General features: G+C 69.1%; 13 protein-coding genes. 2 read left to right on the forward strand and 11 right to left on the reverse strand.

Annotated elements, in window-relative coordinates; translation table 11 throughout:
- Positions 1-54: 54 nt before the first annotated feature.
- Together ftsH and CKO43_RS02875 are read right to left on the reverse strand one after the other, a co-directional pair.
- Complete coding sequence (gene ftsH, locus CKO43_RS02870; RefSeq protein WP_200377773.1) at positions 55-1,962, reverse strand: ATP-dependent zinc metalloprotease FtsH; 1,908 nt, start codon at positions 1,960-1,962, stop codon at positions 55-57.
- 139 nt (positions 1,963-2,101) lie between these two features.
- Positions 2,102-2,779, reverse strand: a complete 678-nt coding sequence (locus CKO43_RS02875) for an RlmE family RNA methyltransferase (protein ID WP_200226499.1) — start codon at positions 2,777-2,779, stop codon at positions 2,102-2,104.
- A 21-nt stretch (positions 2,780-2,800) separates the two neighbouring features.
- On the opposite strand from CKO43_RS02875, the gene CKO43_RS02880 reads away from it, so the two are divergent.
- Entirely contained in the window at positions 2,801-3,274 is a 474-nt protein-coding gene (locus CKO43_RS02880; RefSeq protein WP_200226497.1) for a YhbY family RNA-binding protein, read from the forward strand.
- A 46-nt stretch (positions 3,275-3,320) separates the two neighbouring features.
- Here CKO43_RS02880 and CKO43_RS02885 read toward each other — a convergent pair whose 3' ends face one another.
- The 4 genes from CKO43_RS02885 to carA all read right to left on the reverse strand — a co-directional run bounded on the left by CKO43_RS02885 (position 3,321) and on the right by carA (position 8,722).
- Complete coding sequence (locus CKO43_RS02885; protein ID WP_200226495.1) at positions 3,321-3,755, reverse strand: DUF4149 domain-containing protein; 435 nt, start codon at positions 3,753-3,755, stop codon at positions 3,321-3,323.
- A gap of 2 nt (positions 3,756-3,757) precedes the next feature.
- Positions 3,758-4,234 (reverse strand): transcription elongation factor GreA, encoded by a 477-nt coding sequence (gene greA, locus CKO43_RS02890; RefSeq protein ID WP_200226493.1) that lies wholly within the window; start codon positions 4,232-4,234, stop codon positions 3,758-3,760.
- 84 nt (positions 4,235-4,318) lie between these two features.
- The gene (carB, locus tag CKO43_RS02895) at positions 4,319-7,564 is read right to left on the reverse strand and encodes a carbamoyl-phosphate synthase large subunit (protein ID WP_200377774.1); all 3,246 of its coding nucleotides are present in this window, start codon (positions 7,562-7,564) and stop codon (positions 4,319-4,321) included.
- Positions 7,565-7,567: 3 nt separating this feature from the next.
- Positions 7,568-8,722 carry a glutamine-hydrolyzing carbamoyl-phosphate synthase small subunit gene (gene carA / locus CKO43_RS02900; RefSeq protein WP_200377775.1) on the reverse strand — a complete coding sequence of 385 codons (1,155 nt, stop codon included), beginning with the start codon at positions 8,720-8,722 and terminating at the stop codon, positions 7,568-7,570.
- Positions 8,723-9,028: 306 nt separating this feature from the next.
- Here carA and CKO43_RS02905 point away from each other — a divergent pair, with 306 nt between their 5' ends.
- Positions 9,029-9,724 carry a Bax inhibitor-1/YccA family protein gene (locus CKO43_RS02905; RefSeq protein WP_200226486.1) on the forward strand — a complete coding sequence of 232 codons (696 nt, stop codon included), beginning with the start codon at positions 9,029-9,031 and terminating at the stop codon, positions 9,722-9,724.
- A gap of 78 nt (positions 9,725-9,802) precedes the next feature.
- On the opposite strand, the gene rlmD is transcribed toward CKO43_RS02905, so the two are convergent.
- The 5 genes from rlmD to surE are packed head-to-tail and all read right to left on the reverse strand — an operon-like array spanning position 9,803 to position 14,794.
- The gene (rlmD, locus tag CKO43_RS02910) at positions 9,803-11,230 is read right to left on the reverse strand and encodes a 23S rRNA (uracil(1939)-C(5))-methyltransferase RlmD (protein WP_200377776.1); all 1,428 of its coding nucleotides are present in this window, start codon (positions 11,228-11,230) and stop codon (positions 9,803-9,805) included.
- A 45-nt stretch (positions 11,231-11,275) separates the two neighbouring features.
- Entirely contained in the window at positions 11,276-12,247 is a 972-nt protein-coding gene (gene rpoS / locus CKO43_RS02915) for an RNA polymerase sigma factor RpoS (RefSeq protein WP_200226482.1), read from the reverse strand.
- Between the two features lie 20 nt (positions 12,248-12,267).
- Positions 12,268-13,218, reverse strand: a complete 951-nt coding sequence (locus CKO43_RS02920; RefSeq protein WP_200377777.1) for a peptidoglycan DD-metalloendopeptidase family protein — start codon at positions 13,216-13,218, stop codon at positions 12,268-12,270.
- Complete coding sequence (locus CKO43_RS02925; RefSeq protein ID WP_200377778.1) at positions 13,215-14,030, reverse strand: protein-L-isoaspartate(D-aspartate) O-methyltransferase; 816 nt, start codon at positions 14,028-14,030, stop codon at positions 13,215-13,217. Before CKO43_RS02925 ends, CKO43_RS02920 begins: the two co-directional genes overlap by 4 nt.
- Complete coding sequence (surE, locus tag CKO43_RS02930) at positions 14,027-14,794, reverse strand: 5'/3'-nucleotidase SurE (protein WP_200377779.1); 768 nt, start codon at positions 14,792-14,794, stop codon at positions 14,027-14,029. Before surE ends, CKO43_RS02925 begins: the two co-directional genes overlap by 4 nt.
- Positions 14,795-14,812: the final 18 nt, after the last annotated feature.

The raw sequence follows: 14,812 nt of genomic DNA on the forward strand, positions 1-14,812 counted from the left end.
AGGCGGAAAACAAAACGCGGGGCATAAGCCCCGCGTGTGATGGTAGACGGCCGCTCAGACCGTGGCCGGCGTGCCGTCGGGATGAGCCGGCGGCGTCGGGCCGCCGCTGCTCTTGTTGGCGGACGGCGTCCAGTCCTTGGGCGGCCGCGGCGGCTTGCCGCTCATGATGTCCTCGATCTGGTCGGCGTCGATGGTCTCCCATTCGAGCAGCGCCTGCGCCATCGAGTGCATCTTGTCCTTGTGGTCCTCGATCAGCCTGCGCGCGACGACGTAGCGTTCGTCGATGATGCGGCGGATGACCTCGTCGACCTTGCGCATGGTCTCCTCGGACATCGTCGTCGTCTTCGTCACCGAGCGGCCGAGGAAGACCTCGCCCTCGTTCTCGGCGTAGACCATCGGGCCCAGTTCGTCGGTCATGCCGTAGCGCGTGACCATGTCGCGTGCGATCTGCGTCGCGCGTTCGAAGTCGTTGCTGGCACCGGTGGTCATCTGGTTCATGAACACCTCTTCGGCGATGCGGCCACCGAACAGCACCGAGATCGTCGACAGCATGCGCTCCTTGTCCATGCTGTAGCGGTCGCCTTCTGGCAGCTGCATCGTCACGCCCAGCGCACGGCCGCGCGGGATGATCGTCACCTTGTGCACCGGGTCGGTCTTGGGCAGCAGGCGCGCGACCAGCGCGTGGCCGGCCTCGTGGTAGGCCGTGTTCTTGCGCTCCTCCTCGGGCATGACCATGGACTTGCGCTCGGGGCCCATCATGATCTTGTCCTTGGCCTTCTCGAAGTCGACCATCTCGACCACGCGCCCGTTGCGCCGCGCGGCGAACAGCGCGGCCTCGTTCACGAGGTTGGCGAGGTCGGCGCCCGAGAAGCCTGGCGTGCCGCGCGCCAGGATGTCGGCGCGGATGTCCTGCCCGACCGGCACCTTGCGCATGTGCACGTTGAGGATCTGCTCGCGGCCGCGCACGTCGGGCAGCGTGACGTAGACCTGGCGGTCGAAGCGGCCCGGGCGCAGCAGCGCCGGGTCGAGGATGTCGGGACGGTTCGTCGCCGCCATCACGATGACGCCGAGATTGGTCTCGAAGCCGTCCATCTCGACGAGCATCTGGTTGAGCGTCTGCTCGCGTTCGTCGTTGCCGCCGCCCAGGCCGGCACCGCGGTGGCGGCCGACGGCGTCGATTTCGTCGATGAAGATGATGCAGGGCGCGCTCTTCTTGGCCTGCTCGAACATGTCGCGCACACGCGCCGCGCCGACGCCGACGAACATCTCGACGAAGTCGGAGCCCGAGATGCTGAAGAACGGCACCTTGGCCTCGCCGGCGATGGCCTTGGCCAGCAGCGTCTTGCCGGTACCCGGAGGGCCGACCAGCAGCACGCCGCGCGGGATGCGCCCGCCCAGCTTCTGGAACTTCTGCGGGTCCTTCAGAAAGTCGACGAGCTCCTTCACCTCTTCCTTGGCCTCGTCGCAACCGGCGACGTCGGCGAAGGTGGTGGTGTTGTTGGCCTCGTCGAGCATGCGCGCCTTGCTCTTGCCGAAGCTGAAGGCGCCGCCCTTGCCGCCGCCCTGCATCTGGCGCATGAAGTAGACCCAGACGCCGATCAGCAGCAGCATCGGCCCCCAGCTGACGAGGATGCTCATCAGCACGGACGGCTCTTCACGCGGCTTGACGTCGAACTTGATGCCGTTGTTGATCAGGTCGCCGACGAGGCCACGATCAAGGTAGGTCGCCGTGCTGCGCAGGCGCTTGTCGTCCGTGGTCGTGGCGATGATCTCGGTGCCGCCGCCGGGGTTCTCCTGCAGCGTCACGGACTTGATGCGCTTGCTGCGGACCTCGTCGAGGAACTCGGAGTAACCGATCTGGTTGCCCGTCGTCGCACCTCTGTCGAACTGCTTGAAGACGGTGAAGAGCACGAGCGCGATCACCAGCCAGACAGCGACTTTGGAAAACCACTGATTGTTCACCGCGGCTCCTTTTCCTGTTCAACGGCGCGGCGGGCAACAACGCGGGCCCGCCGAATTCCACGGTAGATGGGGATCATTCTATTCGACACAAGAGAGCCGGCCGGGGGGCGGAAACGCCATTGAGACGGGTCTATTGCGTTCATTTTCCGTCGTTGCCGACGTCCTTGCCGGATTTGGGGCCGATGCCGAGCAAAAAGGTCTCGGCCGACTTGTCGCGCGAAGCCTTGGGCTTGACCGGCTTGACGATACGAAAACTCTCCTTGAAGAGCTTGACCAGCTGGCTGTAGCCGCTGCCGTGGAAGGCCTTGCACACCAGCGCGCCTTCGGGGCGCAGATGCTGGAGCGAGAACTCGACCGCGAGTTCCACCAGATGCGCCACGCGGGCGGCGTCCGACACCGGGATGCCCGACAGGTTGGGCGCCATGTCGGACACGACCAGGTCCACCGGCCTGCCGTCCAGCGCCTGCACCAGGCGCGCGGCGACCTCGTCCTCGCGGAAGTCGCCCTGCAGGAAGGTGACGCCTTCGATCGACTCGAAGTCCAGCAGGTCGAGCGCGATGATCGTGCCGTGCAGTTCACCGGCCGCGGCGCCCTCGGGGGCGAAGCGGCGGCGCAGGTATTGGCTCCAGGCGCCGGGGGCAGCCCCGAGGTCGACGACCACCTGGCCGGGCTTGATCAGCCCGAAGCTCTCGTCGATCTCCTTGAGCTTGTAGGCAGCGCGCGAACGGTAGCCTTCGCGCTGCGCGGCCTTGACGTAGGGATCGTTGAGGTGGTCGTGCAGCCACGCCCGGTTGACACGTTTGTTCTTCGGTTTCATTCGTCGGTCGATAATACGGCGATGCCCGCCATTCAACTCACGCCCGCCGAGCGCAAGCAACACCGCGCCGACGCCCACCACCTCGACCCGGTCGTCCAGATCGGTGCCGACGGGCTCACGCCCGCGGTGGTCAAGGAAGCCGACGCTGCGCTGAAGGCGCACGGGCTCATCAAGATCCGCGTCTTCTCGGACGACCGGGCCGCACGCGAAGCGCTGCTGGTCACGCTCGCCGAGCAGCTCGACGCCGCGCCGATCCAGCACATCGGCAAGCTGCTCGTGCTCTGGCGCCCGATCCCGCCCAAGGAGAAGGCCGAACGCGAGGACCGCAAGTCCGGTCCGCGTGTGGTCAAGCTCGTCAAATTCTCCAAGAGCGGCAACCACCGCGCGACGGTCACCAAGGTCAAGGTCTTCGGCAACCAGCGCGTCACCGCCGGCGGCCAGATCAAGCGCGTGAAGCCGCGCGCGACCAGCGTCAAGAAGAAGGTCGCCGAGTAAGGCCTGGCCTGCGGCGCCCGGCGGTGCCGCAGGTCAGCGTGCGACTTCAGGCCCGTGGGCCGAAGCTCGCGCGCCAGGCCAGCGTCAGCACCAGCGCGCACTTGAGCGCGTAAATCGTCGTACTGATGCCGTGCAGCGCGCCGAAACTCAGCGGCCCCTGCCCCAGGCGCGCCGCCGGCATCAGCGGCTGGATCACGAAGTAGCCGAGCACGGTGCAGAACACGGCACCGAGCGCGAGTCCGAAACCCCAGGAAAACTGCGAGCCGCCGCCGTAACGCGCGGCCGCTCGCTCCAGCAGCAGCATCACCACGCCGAGCGCGAGGCTGGTATAGGCCTCCTGCGCCAGCATGCGCGCGGCCAGCCGGCCGGCGTCGGCCTGCGGCAGCAGCGCGAAGCCCGCCGGTGTGGCCAGCAGCGCGACGCACAGCAGCCACCCGGCCCACAGGCCGGGCAGGAAGCGGCGCCAGCGCTCGACCGCCATCGTCAGAGGTACTTCACCTCGACGATCTCCCAATGCTTGACGCCGCCCGGCGCCTGCACTTCGGCAACGTCGCCGGCCTGCTTGCCGATCAGCGCGCGCGCGATCGGGCTGCTGATCGAGATCCGGCCCTGCTTCAGATCGGCTTCGTCGTCGCCGACGATCTGGTAGGTCACTTCGGCGCCGCTGTCCTCGTCGGCCAGGTCCACGGTCGCGCCGAAGACCACCTTGCCGCCGGCGTCCAGCGTCGCCGGGTCGATGATCTGCGCGGCCGAGAGCTTGGCCTCGAGTTCCATGATCCGGCCCTCGATGAAGCCCTGCTTGTCCTTGGCCGCGTCGTACTCGGCGTTTTCGGACAGGTCGCCTTGCGCGCGAGCCTCGGAGATCGCCTGGATCACCGCGTGGCGCTCGACGGTCTTCAGGCGTTGCAGTTCTTCCTTCAGCTTTTCGGCGCCGCGCCGGGTCAGGGGGATGGTGGCCATCGTGAGCGTCTTGTGTGCGGACAAAGTGAAGCCGCCGCAGGGGCCCCATCGGGCACCTGCGGCGGATCAGCGAAGGCTAGGAGTCTAATTCAGTTCGGCGTGCAGTTCCTGCAATGAAACCACGGCCAGATCATCCTGGTGCTTCAGCGCCTCGGTGGCGGCCTCGCTGCCGGCCATCGTCGTGTAGTAGGTGACACGATTGGCCAGAGCAGCGGTACGGATATAGCGCGAGTCCGCGATCGCGGTGCGCGTCTCGTCGACCGTCGTGAACACCAGCTGCACCTCGCCGGCCTTGACCTTGTCGGCGATGTGCGGGCGGCCGTCCTTGACCTTGTTGACGAGCTTGACCGGCACGCCGGCTTCGGCGATGGCCTGGGCCGTGCCCTTGGTCGCCAGCACCTCGTAGCCGAGCGCGACGAGGTCGGCGGCGACCTTGACCGCACGCGCCTTGTCGCCGTTCTTCACCGAGATGACGACGGTGCCCTTGGCCGGCAGGCGCGAACCCGCGCCGAGCTGGCTCTTCAACATCGCCTCGCCGAAGGTCCGGCCGACGCCCATGACCTCGCCGGTGGAGCGCATCTCCGGGCCCAGGATGGGGTCGACGCCGGGGAACTTGTTGAACGGGAACACCGCTTCCTTGACGCTGAAGTAAGGCGGCACGATCTCCGCGCCTATGCCCTGCTGCTTCAGCGACTGCCCGGCCATGCAGCGCGCCGCGATCTTGGCCAGCGGCCGGCCGGTGGCCTTGCTGACGAAGGGCACGGTGCGCGACGCACGCGGGTTCACCTCGAGCACGTAGACGACGGCGTTCTCGCCCTCGCCCTGCACGGCGAACTGGGTGTTCATCAGGCCGACGACGCCCAGCGCTTTTGCCATCGCCGCGGCCTGGCGGCGCATCTCGTCCTGCAACGCGGCCGACAGCGTGTACGGCGGCAGCGAGCAGGCCGAGTCGCCGCTGTGGATGCCGGCGGCTTCGACGTGTTCCATGATGCCGCCGATCAGCACGTCGCCAGCGGCGTCGGCGATGCAGTCGACGTCGACCTCGATGGCGTCGTCGAGGAAGCGGTCGAGCAGCACCGGGCTTTTTTCGCTGACCTTGACCGCCTCGCGCATGTAGCGCTCGAGGTCCTTGTCGCCGTGCACGATCTCCATCGCGCGGCCGCCGAGCACGTAGCTCGGACGCACGACCAGCGGATAGCCGATCTCCTGCGCCAGGACGAGCGCCTGCTCCTCGGTGCGCGCGGTGCGGTTGGGCGGCTGCTTCAGGCCGAGCTCGTGCAGCAGCTTCTGGAAGCGCTCGCGGTCCTCGGCGATGTCGATCGAGTCGGGCGAGGTGCCGATGATCGGCACGCCGGCGCGCTCGAGGTCCAGCGCCAGCTTCAGCGGCGTCTGGCCGCCGTACTGGACGATGACGCCGACGGGCTTCTCCTTGTCGACGATCTCGAGCACGTCCTCCAGCGTCACCGGCTCGAAGTACAGGCGGTCGCTGGTGTCGTAGTCGGTGGAGACAGTTTCCGGGTTGCAGTTGACCATGATGGTCTCGTACCCGTCCTCGCGCATCGCCAGCGCCGCGTGCACGCAGCAGTAGTCGAACTCGATGCCCTGGCCGATGCGGTTCGGGCCGCCGCCGAGCACCATGATCTTCTTGCGCTGGGTCGGCTCGGCCTCGCACTCCTCGTCGTAGGTCGAGTACATGTAGGCCGTCTGCGTCGCGAACTCGGCGGCGCAGGTGTCCACGCGCTTGTAGACCGGGCGCACGCCCAGCTCGTGGCGGCGCGCACGCAGCGCGTGCTGGTGGGTGCCCAGCAGCTTGGCCAGGCGCTTGTCGGAGAAGCCCTTGCTCTTCAACCAGCGCAGCTCGGCCGCGCTCAGGCTCGCCAGGTCGGCACGTTCTGCGACCTGCTTCTCGATCGCCACCAGTTCCTCGATCTGCGCCAGGAACCACGGGTCGACCGCGGTCTCCTCGAAGATCTCGTCCAGCGTCATGCCGATGCGGAAGGCGTCGGCCAGGAACAGGATGCGCTCGGGGCCGACGTTGCCGATCTCGTCGACGATCTCGTCGCGGTCGGTGCTGCGTTCGGTGAGGCCGTCGATGCCGGTTTCAAGCCCGCGCAGTGCCTTCTGGAAGCTCTCCTGGAAAGTGCGGCCGATCGCCATCACCTCGCCGACCGACTTCATCTGCGTCGTCAGGTGCGGGTCGGCGGCGGGGAACTTCTCGAACGCGAAGCGCGGGATCTTGGTGACGACGTAGTCGATCGAGGGCTCGAAGCTCGCCGGCGTCGCGCCGCCGGTGATGTCGTTGCGCAGTTCGTCCAGCGTGTAGCCGACGGCCAGCTTGGCCGCGACCTTGGCGATCGGGAAGCCCGTGGCCTTGGACGCCAGCGCCGACGAACGCGACACGCGCGGGTTCATCTCGATGACGATCAGCCGGCCGTTCTCGGGGTTGACCGAGAACTGCACGTTGGAGCCGCCGGTGTCGACGCCGATCTCGCGCAGGATCGCGATCGAGGCGTTGCGCAGCAGTTGGTATTCCTTGTCGCTGAGCGTCTGCGCCGGCGCGACGGTGATCGAGTCGCCGGTGTGGATGCCCATCGGGTCGAGGTTCTCGATCGAGCAGACGATGATGCAGTTGTCCGCCTTGTCGCGGACGACCTCCATCTCGTACTCCTTCCAGCCGATCAGCGACTCCTCGATCAGCAGTTCCTTGGTCGGCGAGAGGTCCAGGCCGCGCTTGCAGATCTCCTCGAACTCTTCCGGGTTGTAGGCGATGCCGCCGCCGGTGCCGCCCATCGTGAAGCTCGGGCGGATGACCATCGGGAAGCCCGTGCCGCCGATCTCGGCCTGGATGCGCCGCTGCACCGCCAGCGCTTCTTCCATGCTGTGGGCGATGCCGCTCTTGGCCGAGTCCAGGCCGATGGACGTCATCGCGTCCTTGAACTTCATGCGGTCTTCGGCCTTCTCGATCGCATGCTCGTTGGCGCCGATCATCTCGACGCCGTACTTGGCGAGCACGCCGTTCTTGTGCAGGTCGAGCGCGCAGTTCAGCGCCGTCTGGCCGCCCATCGTCGGCAGGATCGCGTCCGGGCGCTCCTTGGCGATGATCTTCTCGACGACCTGCCAGGTGATGGGCTCGATGTAGGTGACATCGGCCATCTCCGGGTCGGTCATGATGGTCGCCGGGTTGCTGTTGACGAGGATGACCTTGTAGCCCTCCTCGCGCAGCGCCTTGCAGGCCTGGGCGCCCGAGTAGTCGAACTCGCAGGCCTGGCCGATGATGATCGGACCGGCGCCGATGATCAGGATCTTGTGGATGTCGGTGCGCTTGGGCATGGGTCAGGCTCTCTCTTGCATCAGCGCAACGAAGCGGTCGAACAGGTAGCCGATGTCGTGCGGGCCGGGGCTGGCCTCGGGGTGTCCCTGGAAGCAGAAGGCGGGGCGGTCGGTGCGCGCCAGGCCCTGCAGCGTGCCGTCGAACAGGCTGACGTGGGTCGGGCGCAGGTTCTCGCCCAGCGTCTTTTCGTCGACCGCGAAGCCGTGGTTCTGGCTGGTGATGCTGACGCGGCCGCTGTCCAGGTCCTTCACCGGGTGGTTGGCGCCGTGGTGGCCGAACTTCATCTTGAAGGTCTTCGCGCCCGAAGCCAGCGCCAGGATCTGGTGGCCCAGGCAGATGCCGAAGGTCGGCACGCCGGTCTCGACGATCTCGCGCGTGGCCTCGATGGCGTAGTCGCAGGGCTCGGGGTCGCCGGGGCCGTTGCTGAGGAAGACGCCGTCGGGCTTCATGCGCAGCACGTCGGCGGCCGGGGTCTTGGCCGGCACGACGGTGACGCGGCAGCCGCGGTCGGCCAGCAGGCGCAGGATGTTGCGCTTGACGCCGAAGTCGTAGGCGACGACGTGGAAGCTCTCTTCGTCGAGTTGGCCGTGGCCGCGCCCGAGCTGCCAGGAGGTCTCGGTCCACTCGTAGGGCGCGTCGGCCGAGACGACCTGAGCCAGGTCCAGGCCCGCCATCGAGGGCGCGGCCTTCGCGGCGGCGACGGCCGCGGCGATCTCGGCATCGCCGACGACGCTGCCGGGCTCGAAGCTGACGATGCAGCCGTTCTGCGCGCCGGTCGTGCGCAGCACGCGCGTCAGGCGGCGCGTGTCGATGCCGGCGATCGCGACCGTGCCCTCGCGCTCGAGGTACTGCGCCAGCGGCATCGCGGCGCGGAAGTTGGAGACACGGATCGGCAGGTCCTTGATGACCAGGCCGGCGGCGTGGATCTGGGCGGCTTCGACGTCTTCCTCGTTGACCCCGTAGTTGCCGATGTGCGGATACGTCAGCGTGACGATCTGGCGGCAGTAGCTGGGGTCGGTGAGGATTTCCTGGTAGCCGGTGAGCGAGGTGTTGAACACCACCTCACCGACGGTCCGACCGGGCGCGCCGATCGAGTGACCGAGGAAGGTCGTGCCGTCTGCAAGTGCGAGGAGTGCGGGGGGCAGGACGGGCAGCAAGAGAAAAGCTCCGGGATTCGCGCGCCCAGCGCCACCCGGCAACGGGTGGGTCCGAGGGGAAACCTACGACGGAGTTTCGCTTGGGGCTGCGGTGATGGCGGGTAAACCGATCAATTATAGCGGCACTCGCCCCTGCTCCCGGCCTGGCCGGACCGCCGGGCTCGCCGCAGCCCGTGGCAGCCGCCCGCGAGAGGGTTCGCGGCGAGCCGCTCCCCGCGCGCCGAGGGGCTTTGCGACCCGGCACGGAACCTACAATGCGCCATCGGCTCAAATGGAGTCGTTACACCTGTTCCACACGGAGGTCGAATGAATCGCAACTCGCCTACCTACGGCGTTCTCGCAGGCGGCGGTGCTGTTTCAGCGCAGCGCAACCGCGTTCTGCGCAATACCTATGCGCTGCTCGCGCTGTCCCTGGTGCCGACCGTGCTCGGCGCCTGGATCGGCGTGGCCACCGGCATCACCACCAGCCTCGGCATGGGGATGAGCGCGATGGTGTTCCTGGGCGGCGCGTTCGCCTTCATGTTCGCGATCGAGAAGACGAAGGACTCGGCCGCCGGCGTCGGCGTGCTGCTGGGCTTCACGTTCTTCATGGGCCTGATGCTGTCGCGCATGCTGGCGGCGGTGCTGGGCTTCTCCAACGGCGCGTCGCTGATCATGACCGCCTTCGGCGGCACGGCCGCGGTCTTCTTCTCGATGGCGACGCTGGCGACGGTGGTCAAGCGCGACCTGTCGAACCTGTCGAAGTTCCTGTTCATCGGCGCGATCCTGCTGCTGGTGGCCGGGGTCATCAACATCTTCGTGCAGTCGAGCGCGCTGATGCTGACGCTGTCGGTGGCCGCGATCGGCATCTTCTCGGCCTTCATGCTGGTCGACGTCAAGCGTGTCATCGACGGTGGCGAGACCAACTACATCAGCGCCACGCTGGCGATCTACCTGGACATCTACAACGTGTTCCAGAGCCTGCTGATGCTGCTGGGCGTGTTCGGCGGCGAGCGCGACTGAACACCGGCCGCCCCGACGGCGGCCGACAGAAGCGAAAACGGGGCCCTCGGGCCCCGTTTTTCATGGTCACGCGCCGGCTCAGGCGCTCTCGTCCGTGACGATGGCCTCGCTGGCGACGATCTCCGGTGCCGGCTCGCTGGCCGGACGCGGCAGCAGCGCCGCCTCGCTGCGTTCGAAGACCGCGACGCTCTCGACGTGCGCGGTGTGCGGAAACATGTTGACCACACCCGCCGCGGTGCAGCGGTAGCCCGCCAGGTGCACGATCAAGCCGGCGTCGCGCGCCAGCGTCGACGGGTTGCAGCTGACGTAGACGATGCGCCGCGGCGGCGTCCAGCCTTCGCGCCCGCGCAGCTCCGCCAGCGCCTTGGCGAGCGCGAACGCGCCTTCACGCGGCGGGTCGACGAGCCAGGCGTCGGCGGCGCCGCTCGTTGCCAGCTCGTCGGGCGTCATCTCGAACAGGTTGCGCGCGGCGAAGCTGGTGCGCGCCGTCAGTCCGTTGGCGGCGGCGTTCTCGCGTGCACGCTGTACCAGCGTCTCGCTGCCTTCGATGCCGTGCACCGCGCCCGCACGCCGCGCCAGCGGCAGCGTGAAGTTGCCCAGGCCGCAGAACCAGTCGACGATGCGCTCGTGCGGCTGGGGGTCCAGCATGCGCACCGCGCGGTCGACGAGCACGCGGTTGATCTGCGGATTCACCTGGGTGAAGTCGGTGGGCTTGAACGGCATCGTGACGCCGTACTCGGGCAACGAATACGCGAGCTGCGGGCCGCCTTCGTCGAGCCGGTGCACCGTGTCCGGCCCCTTGGGCTGCAGCCACCACTGAACCTCGTGTTCGACGCCGAAGGCGCGCAGCTTCGCAGCGTCGCCGGCCGACAGCGGCTCCAGGTGGCGCAGCACCAGCGCCACGACCTCGTCGCCGGCGGCCAGTTCGATCTGCGGCAGGCGGTCACGCTGCTCCATCGCGCCGATCAGCGCGCGCAGCGCCGGCAGCATCGCGCTGACGCGCGCCGGCAGCACCGGGCATTCGCCCATGTCGGCGACGTAGCGCGACTTGCGCTCGTGGAAACCGACCAGCACCGTGCCTTTCTTCGGCACGTAGCGCACCGACAGCCGCGCGCGCCAGCGGTAGCCCCAGGCCGGCCCGTGGACGGGCCGCAGCAGCCGCTCGGGTTTGACCTTGCCGAGGTGCCAGAGGTTGTCCTCCAGCACGCGCTGCTTGACCGCGACCTGCGCCGCCGGATGCAGGTGCTGCATCTTGCAGCCGCCGCAGGCGCCGGCATGCAGCCCGAAGTGCGGGCAGCCCGGGCGCACGCGCTGCGAGCTCTCGCGCGCCAGCGCCGACATCGGCCCCTGCTCCCACTGGTTCTTGCGCCGCGAGACCTGCACCTGCACCGTCTCGCCGGGCAAGGCGCCCTCGATGAACACCACCTTGCCGTCGGCGCGATGCGCGACGCCCTGGGCCTCGAGGTCGAGCGACTCGACCTGCAGCCATTCCATACCTGAACTCATCCGCGGATTATCCCGGGCCGCGGCGTGCCGCGGCAGCGGCCGTGCTCAGAACAGCGCGTCGCGGTCCACGCCCTGGCGCACCATGCGGCGCTTGAGCTTGAGCAGCGCCTCCTGCTGGATCTGGCGGATGCGCTCGCGCGTGAGGCCCACACGCACCGCGAGCTCCTCCAGCGTCTCGGGCTCGCGGTCGTGCAGGCCGAAGCGGCCGGCCAGCACCTCGCGCTCGCGCTCGTTCAACTCGGCCAGGCCGTTCTCCAGCAGCAGCGCAGCCTCGCGGCTGAGCGTCAGGCCGAGCGGGTCGACCGCCTGCTCGTCGGCCACGGTGTCGACCATGGCCTCGCCGCCCTCGCGCTCGATCGGCATGTCCAGCGAGGTCGGCTGCTCGGCGAGCTTCAGCAGTTCGGCGACCTCGTCGACCGGACGGCCGAGCGCGGAGGCGACCTCGTCGACGGAGACCGGACGTTCGGTGTCGCCGTGGCGCGCCGACTCCAGCGCCCGCCGCGCCTTGAGCACCTGGTTGAGCTCGCGCACGACGTGCACCGGCAGCCGGATCAGCCGCGCCTGATGCATGATCGCGCGCTCGATGCTCTGGCGTATCCACCACGAGGCGTAGGTCGAGAAGCGAAAACCCCGCTCGGGCTCGAACTTGCCCGTCGCGTGCATCAGCCCGAGGTTGCCTTCCTCGATCAGGTCGATCATCGGCATGCCGCGACCGACGTAGTGTTTGGCGATGCTGACGACCAGGCGCAGGTTGCGCTCGATCATCATCTGCCGCGCCGGGAAGTCGCCGGCGCGCGCGCGCAGCGCGGTCGCATGCTCTTCCTCGGCGCTCATCAGCGGCGCCCGGCGGATGTCGCGCAGATAACTCTGCAGCGTGTTGCCGTGGTCGGCGTCGCCTTCGGCCGGCAACGGGGCGGCGGCGCTCTCGGGCGGGGCGCCGGCAGCCGGCCCCTCGCCCGCGTCGAACGTGTCGGGGCCTTCGGCGGGGCCGTCGTGCGCTTCGCGCCGCGTGACCATCCGCCCGGCCCTCCTGGCCGCTACCGCGGCGGCAGCAGTTTCGCCGGATCGACCGGCTTGCCCTGACGCCGGATCTCGAAGTGCAGCTGCACCCGGTCGGCGTCGCTCGCCCCCATCTCGGCGATCTTCTGGCCACGCCGCACGACCTGGTCCTCCTTGACCAGCAGCGCCTGGTTGTGCGCGTAGGCCGAGAGGTAGGTGGCGTTGTGCTTGACGATGATGAGGTTGCCGTAGCCGCGCAGGCCCGAGCCGGCGTAGACCACGCGGCCGTCAGCGGCGGCGTAGACCGGATCACCGGCCTTGCCGACGATGGCCAGGCCCTTGCTGCGCACGTCGTCGAAACCGGCTGCGACCGAGCCGGCGGCCGGCCAGGTCCAGTTCAGGTCGTCGTCGCCGTCACGCGCGGCGGAAGACGTCGACGACGGTGCCGTCGGCGTCGGCGTCGGCGCCGCGCTCGCCGGCGCGGTGGCGGATGCGGCCGGGGCGGCAGCCGCCGACGGCGCACTCGAGGCGCCGGAAGCCGAGCCGTTGGCCGCACGCGTCTCGCCACGGCTGGCCGGCAGCACCGGACGCACGACGACACCGTTGGTGTCGGCTGCCGGGGGTTGCACACGCACCACCTGGCCGACTTCGATGCGGTCGGGGTTCTCGAGGTTGTTCCAGCGCGCGATGTCGCGCCAGTTCTGGCCGTTCTCCAGGCCGATGCGGATCAGTGTGTCGCCGGGCTTGACCGCGTAATACCCCGGTTTGCCCAGGTTCTCCTGGCCCGGCGGGGGCTTGGGCGCCACCTCCGGCGCCGCGGTGGCGGTGGGGCCGGCCTGGCGGCTGCCACGGTCCTCGACCGGCGCGCGGTGCGAGGGGTTGGCGCAGCCGGCCAGCACGGCGGCTGCCAGTGCCAGAGGCAGGAAAGCGGACGCGGGGCGGGCCCCGGTCACGCGGCGGTTCAGCTCGATCGTTGCGTCGTATGTCATGCCGTGCCGGATTTTAGGGGCACGAAATGCACGGCATCGTGAACCTGGCGCCGCAAGCCCTCCGGCCGGCGGTCGACGACGACCAGCACCTGGCCGCCGGCAGCCGGGTCGTGCATCGGCGCGACGAGCCTGCCGCCTTCGGCGAGCTGGTCGAGCCAGGCGGCCGGGATGTCCTCGCCACCGGCGGCGGCGACGATGCTGTCGTAGGGCGCCAGCGGGGCGTGGCCGAGGCGGCCGTCGCCGTAGATCAAGCGCACGTCGCCCGGGGGACGCCAGCCGCCGAGGTTCTCGCGCGCCTTGTCGTGCAGCGGCTTCAGGCGTTCGATCGACAGCACGTGGCGCGAGATCAGCGCCAGCAGCGCGGTCTGGTAGCCGCAGCCGGTGCCGATCTCGAGCACACGGCCTAGGTGGCCACCGGCAGCGGCACGTTCACCTTCGAACAGCAGCCCGAGCATGCGTGCGACAACCGACGGCTTGGAGATCGTCTGGCCGAGTCCGATCGGCAGGCTGGTGTCCTCGTAGGCCTGGGTCGCGAGCGCGCTGTCGACGAAACGGTGGCGCGGCACGCTGGCGAAGGCCTGCAGCACCGGATCGCAGCGCAGGCCGTCGGCACGCAAGCGCGCCACCATGCGCTCGCGCACCGCGGGCGAGTCCAGCCCCAGGCCGCTGGGTGCGCTGCGGCGCGCGGCGTCGCGCGCGGCTTCCTGCAGCGGGCGCTGCGGCCGCAGCAGCTCGCTCGTCGGCCGCGCCACCGCGGCCTTGGGCTGAAGCTTGTTCAGGCCGACCGGAAAGCGCGGGCTCTTGCTCGTCATGCGAGCGCCACGCCGAGCCGCGACGCCCAGGCGCCACGCATCGCATGGTCGGTCAGGTCGACCTGCAACGGCGTGATCGAGACCGCTCCGGCGGCGACCGCATGGAAGTCGGTGCCCTCGGCGGCATCGCGCGCGTCGCCGGACGGGCCGATCCAGTAGATCGGCTCGCCGCGCGGGTTGGTCTGGTGGATCACCGGCTGGCTCGCGTGGCGCCGGCCCAGGCGCGTGATCAGCCGCGGCAGCGTCAGCGCATCGGCGCGGTTCGGGATGTTGACGTTGAGCAGCCAGGGTCCGGCCGGCGGGCCGCTGGCCAGCACTTCCTCGACGATCGCCCGCGCGGTGGCGGCGGCGGCGTCCAGGTGCGCCCAGCCCTTCTCGGCCTGCGAGAACGCGATCGCCGGCACGCCGAACAAGTAGCCCTCCATCGCCGCGGCGACAGTGCCCGAGTACAGCGTGTCGTCGCCCATGTTGGCGCCCTGGTTGATGCCCGAGAGCACCAGGTCCGGACGGTGCGGCAGCAGCCCGGTGAGCGCGACGTGGACCGAGTCCGACGGCGTGCCGTTGATGACCCGAAAGCCATTCACCGGCTCGCCGCGGGCTTCGAAGACCGACAGCGGCCGGTTCAGCGTCAGCGCGTTCGAGGTGCCGCTGGCGTTCTGCTCGGGGGCGATGACGTCGATCGTGCCCAGCCCCTCGCAGGCCTTGACGAGGGCGGCGATGCCGGGAGCGAGGTAGCCGTCGTCGTTGGCGATGAGGATGCGCATCGCGGCATTGTAGGGAGT

It is taken from the genome of Rubrivivax gelatinosus (assembly GCF_016583785.1).
Lineage (GTDB): Bacteria > Pseudomonadota > Gammaproteobacteria > Burkholderiales > Burkholderiaceae_C > Rubrivivax > Rubrivivax gelatinosus_B.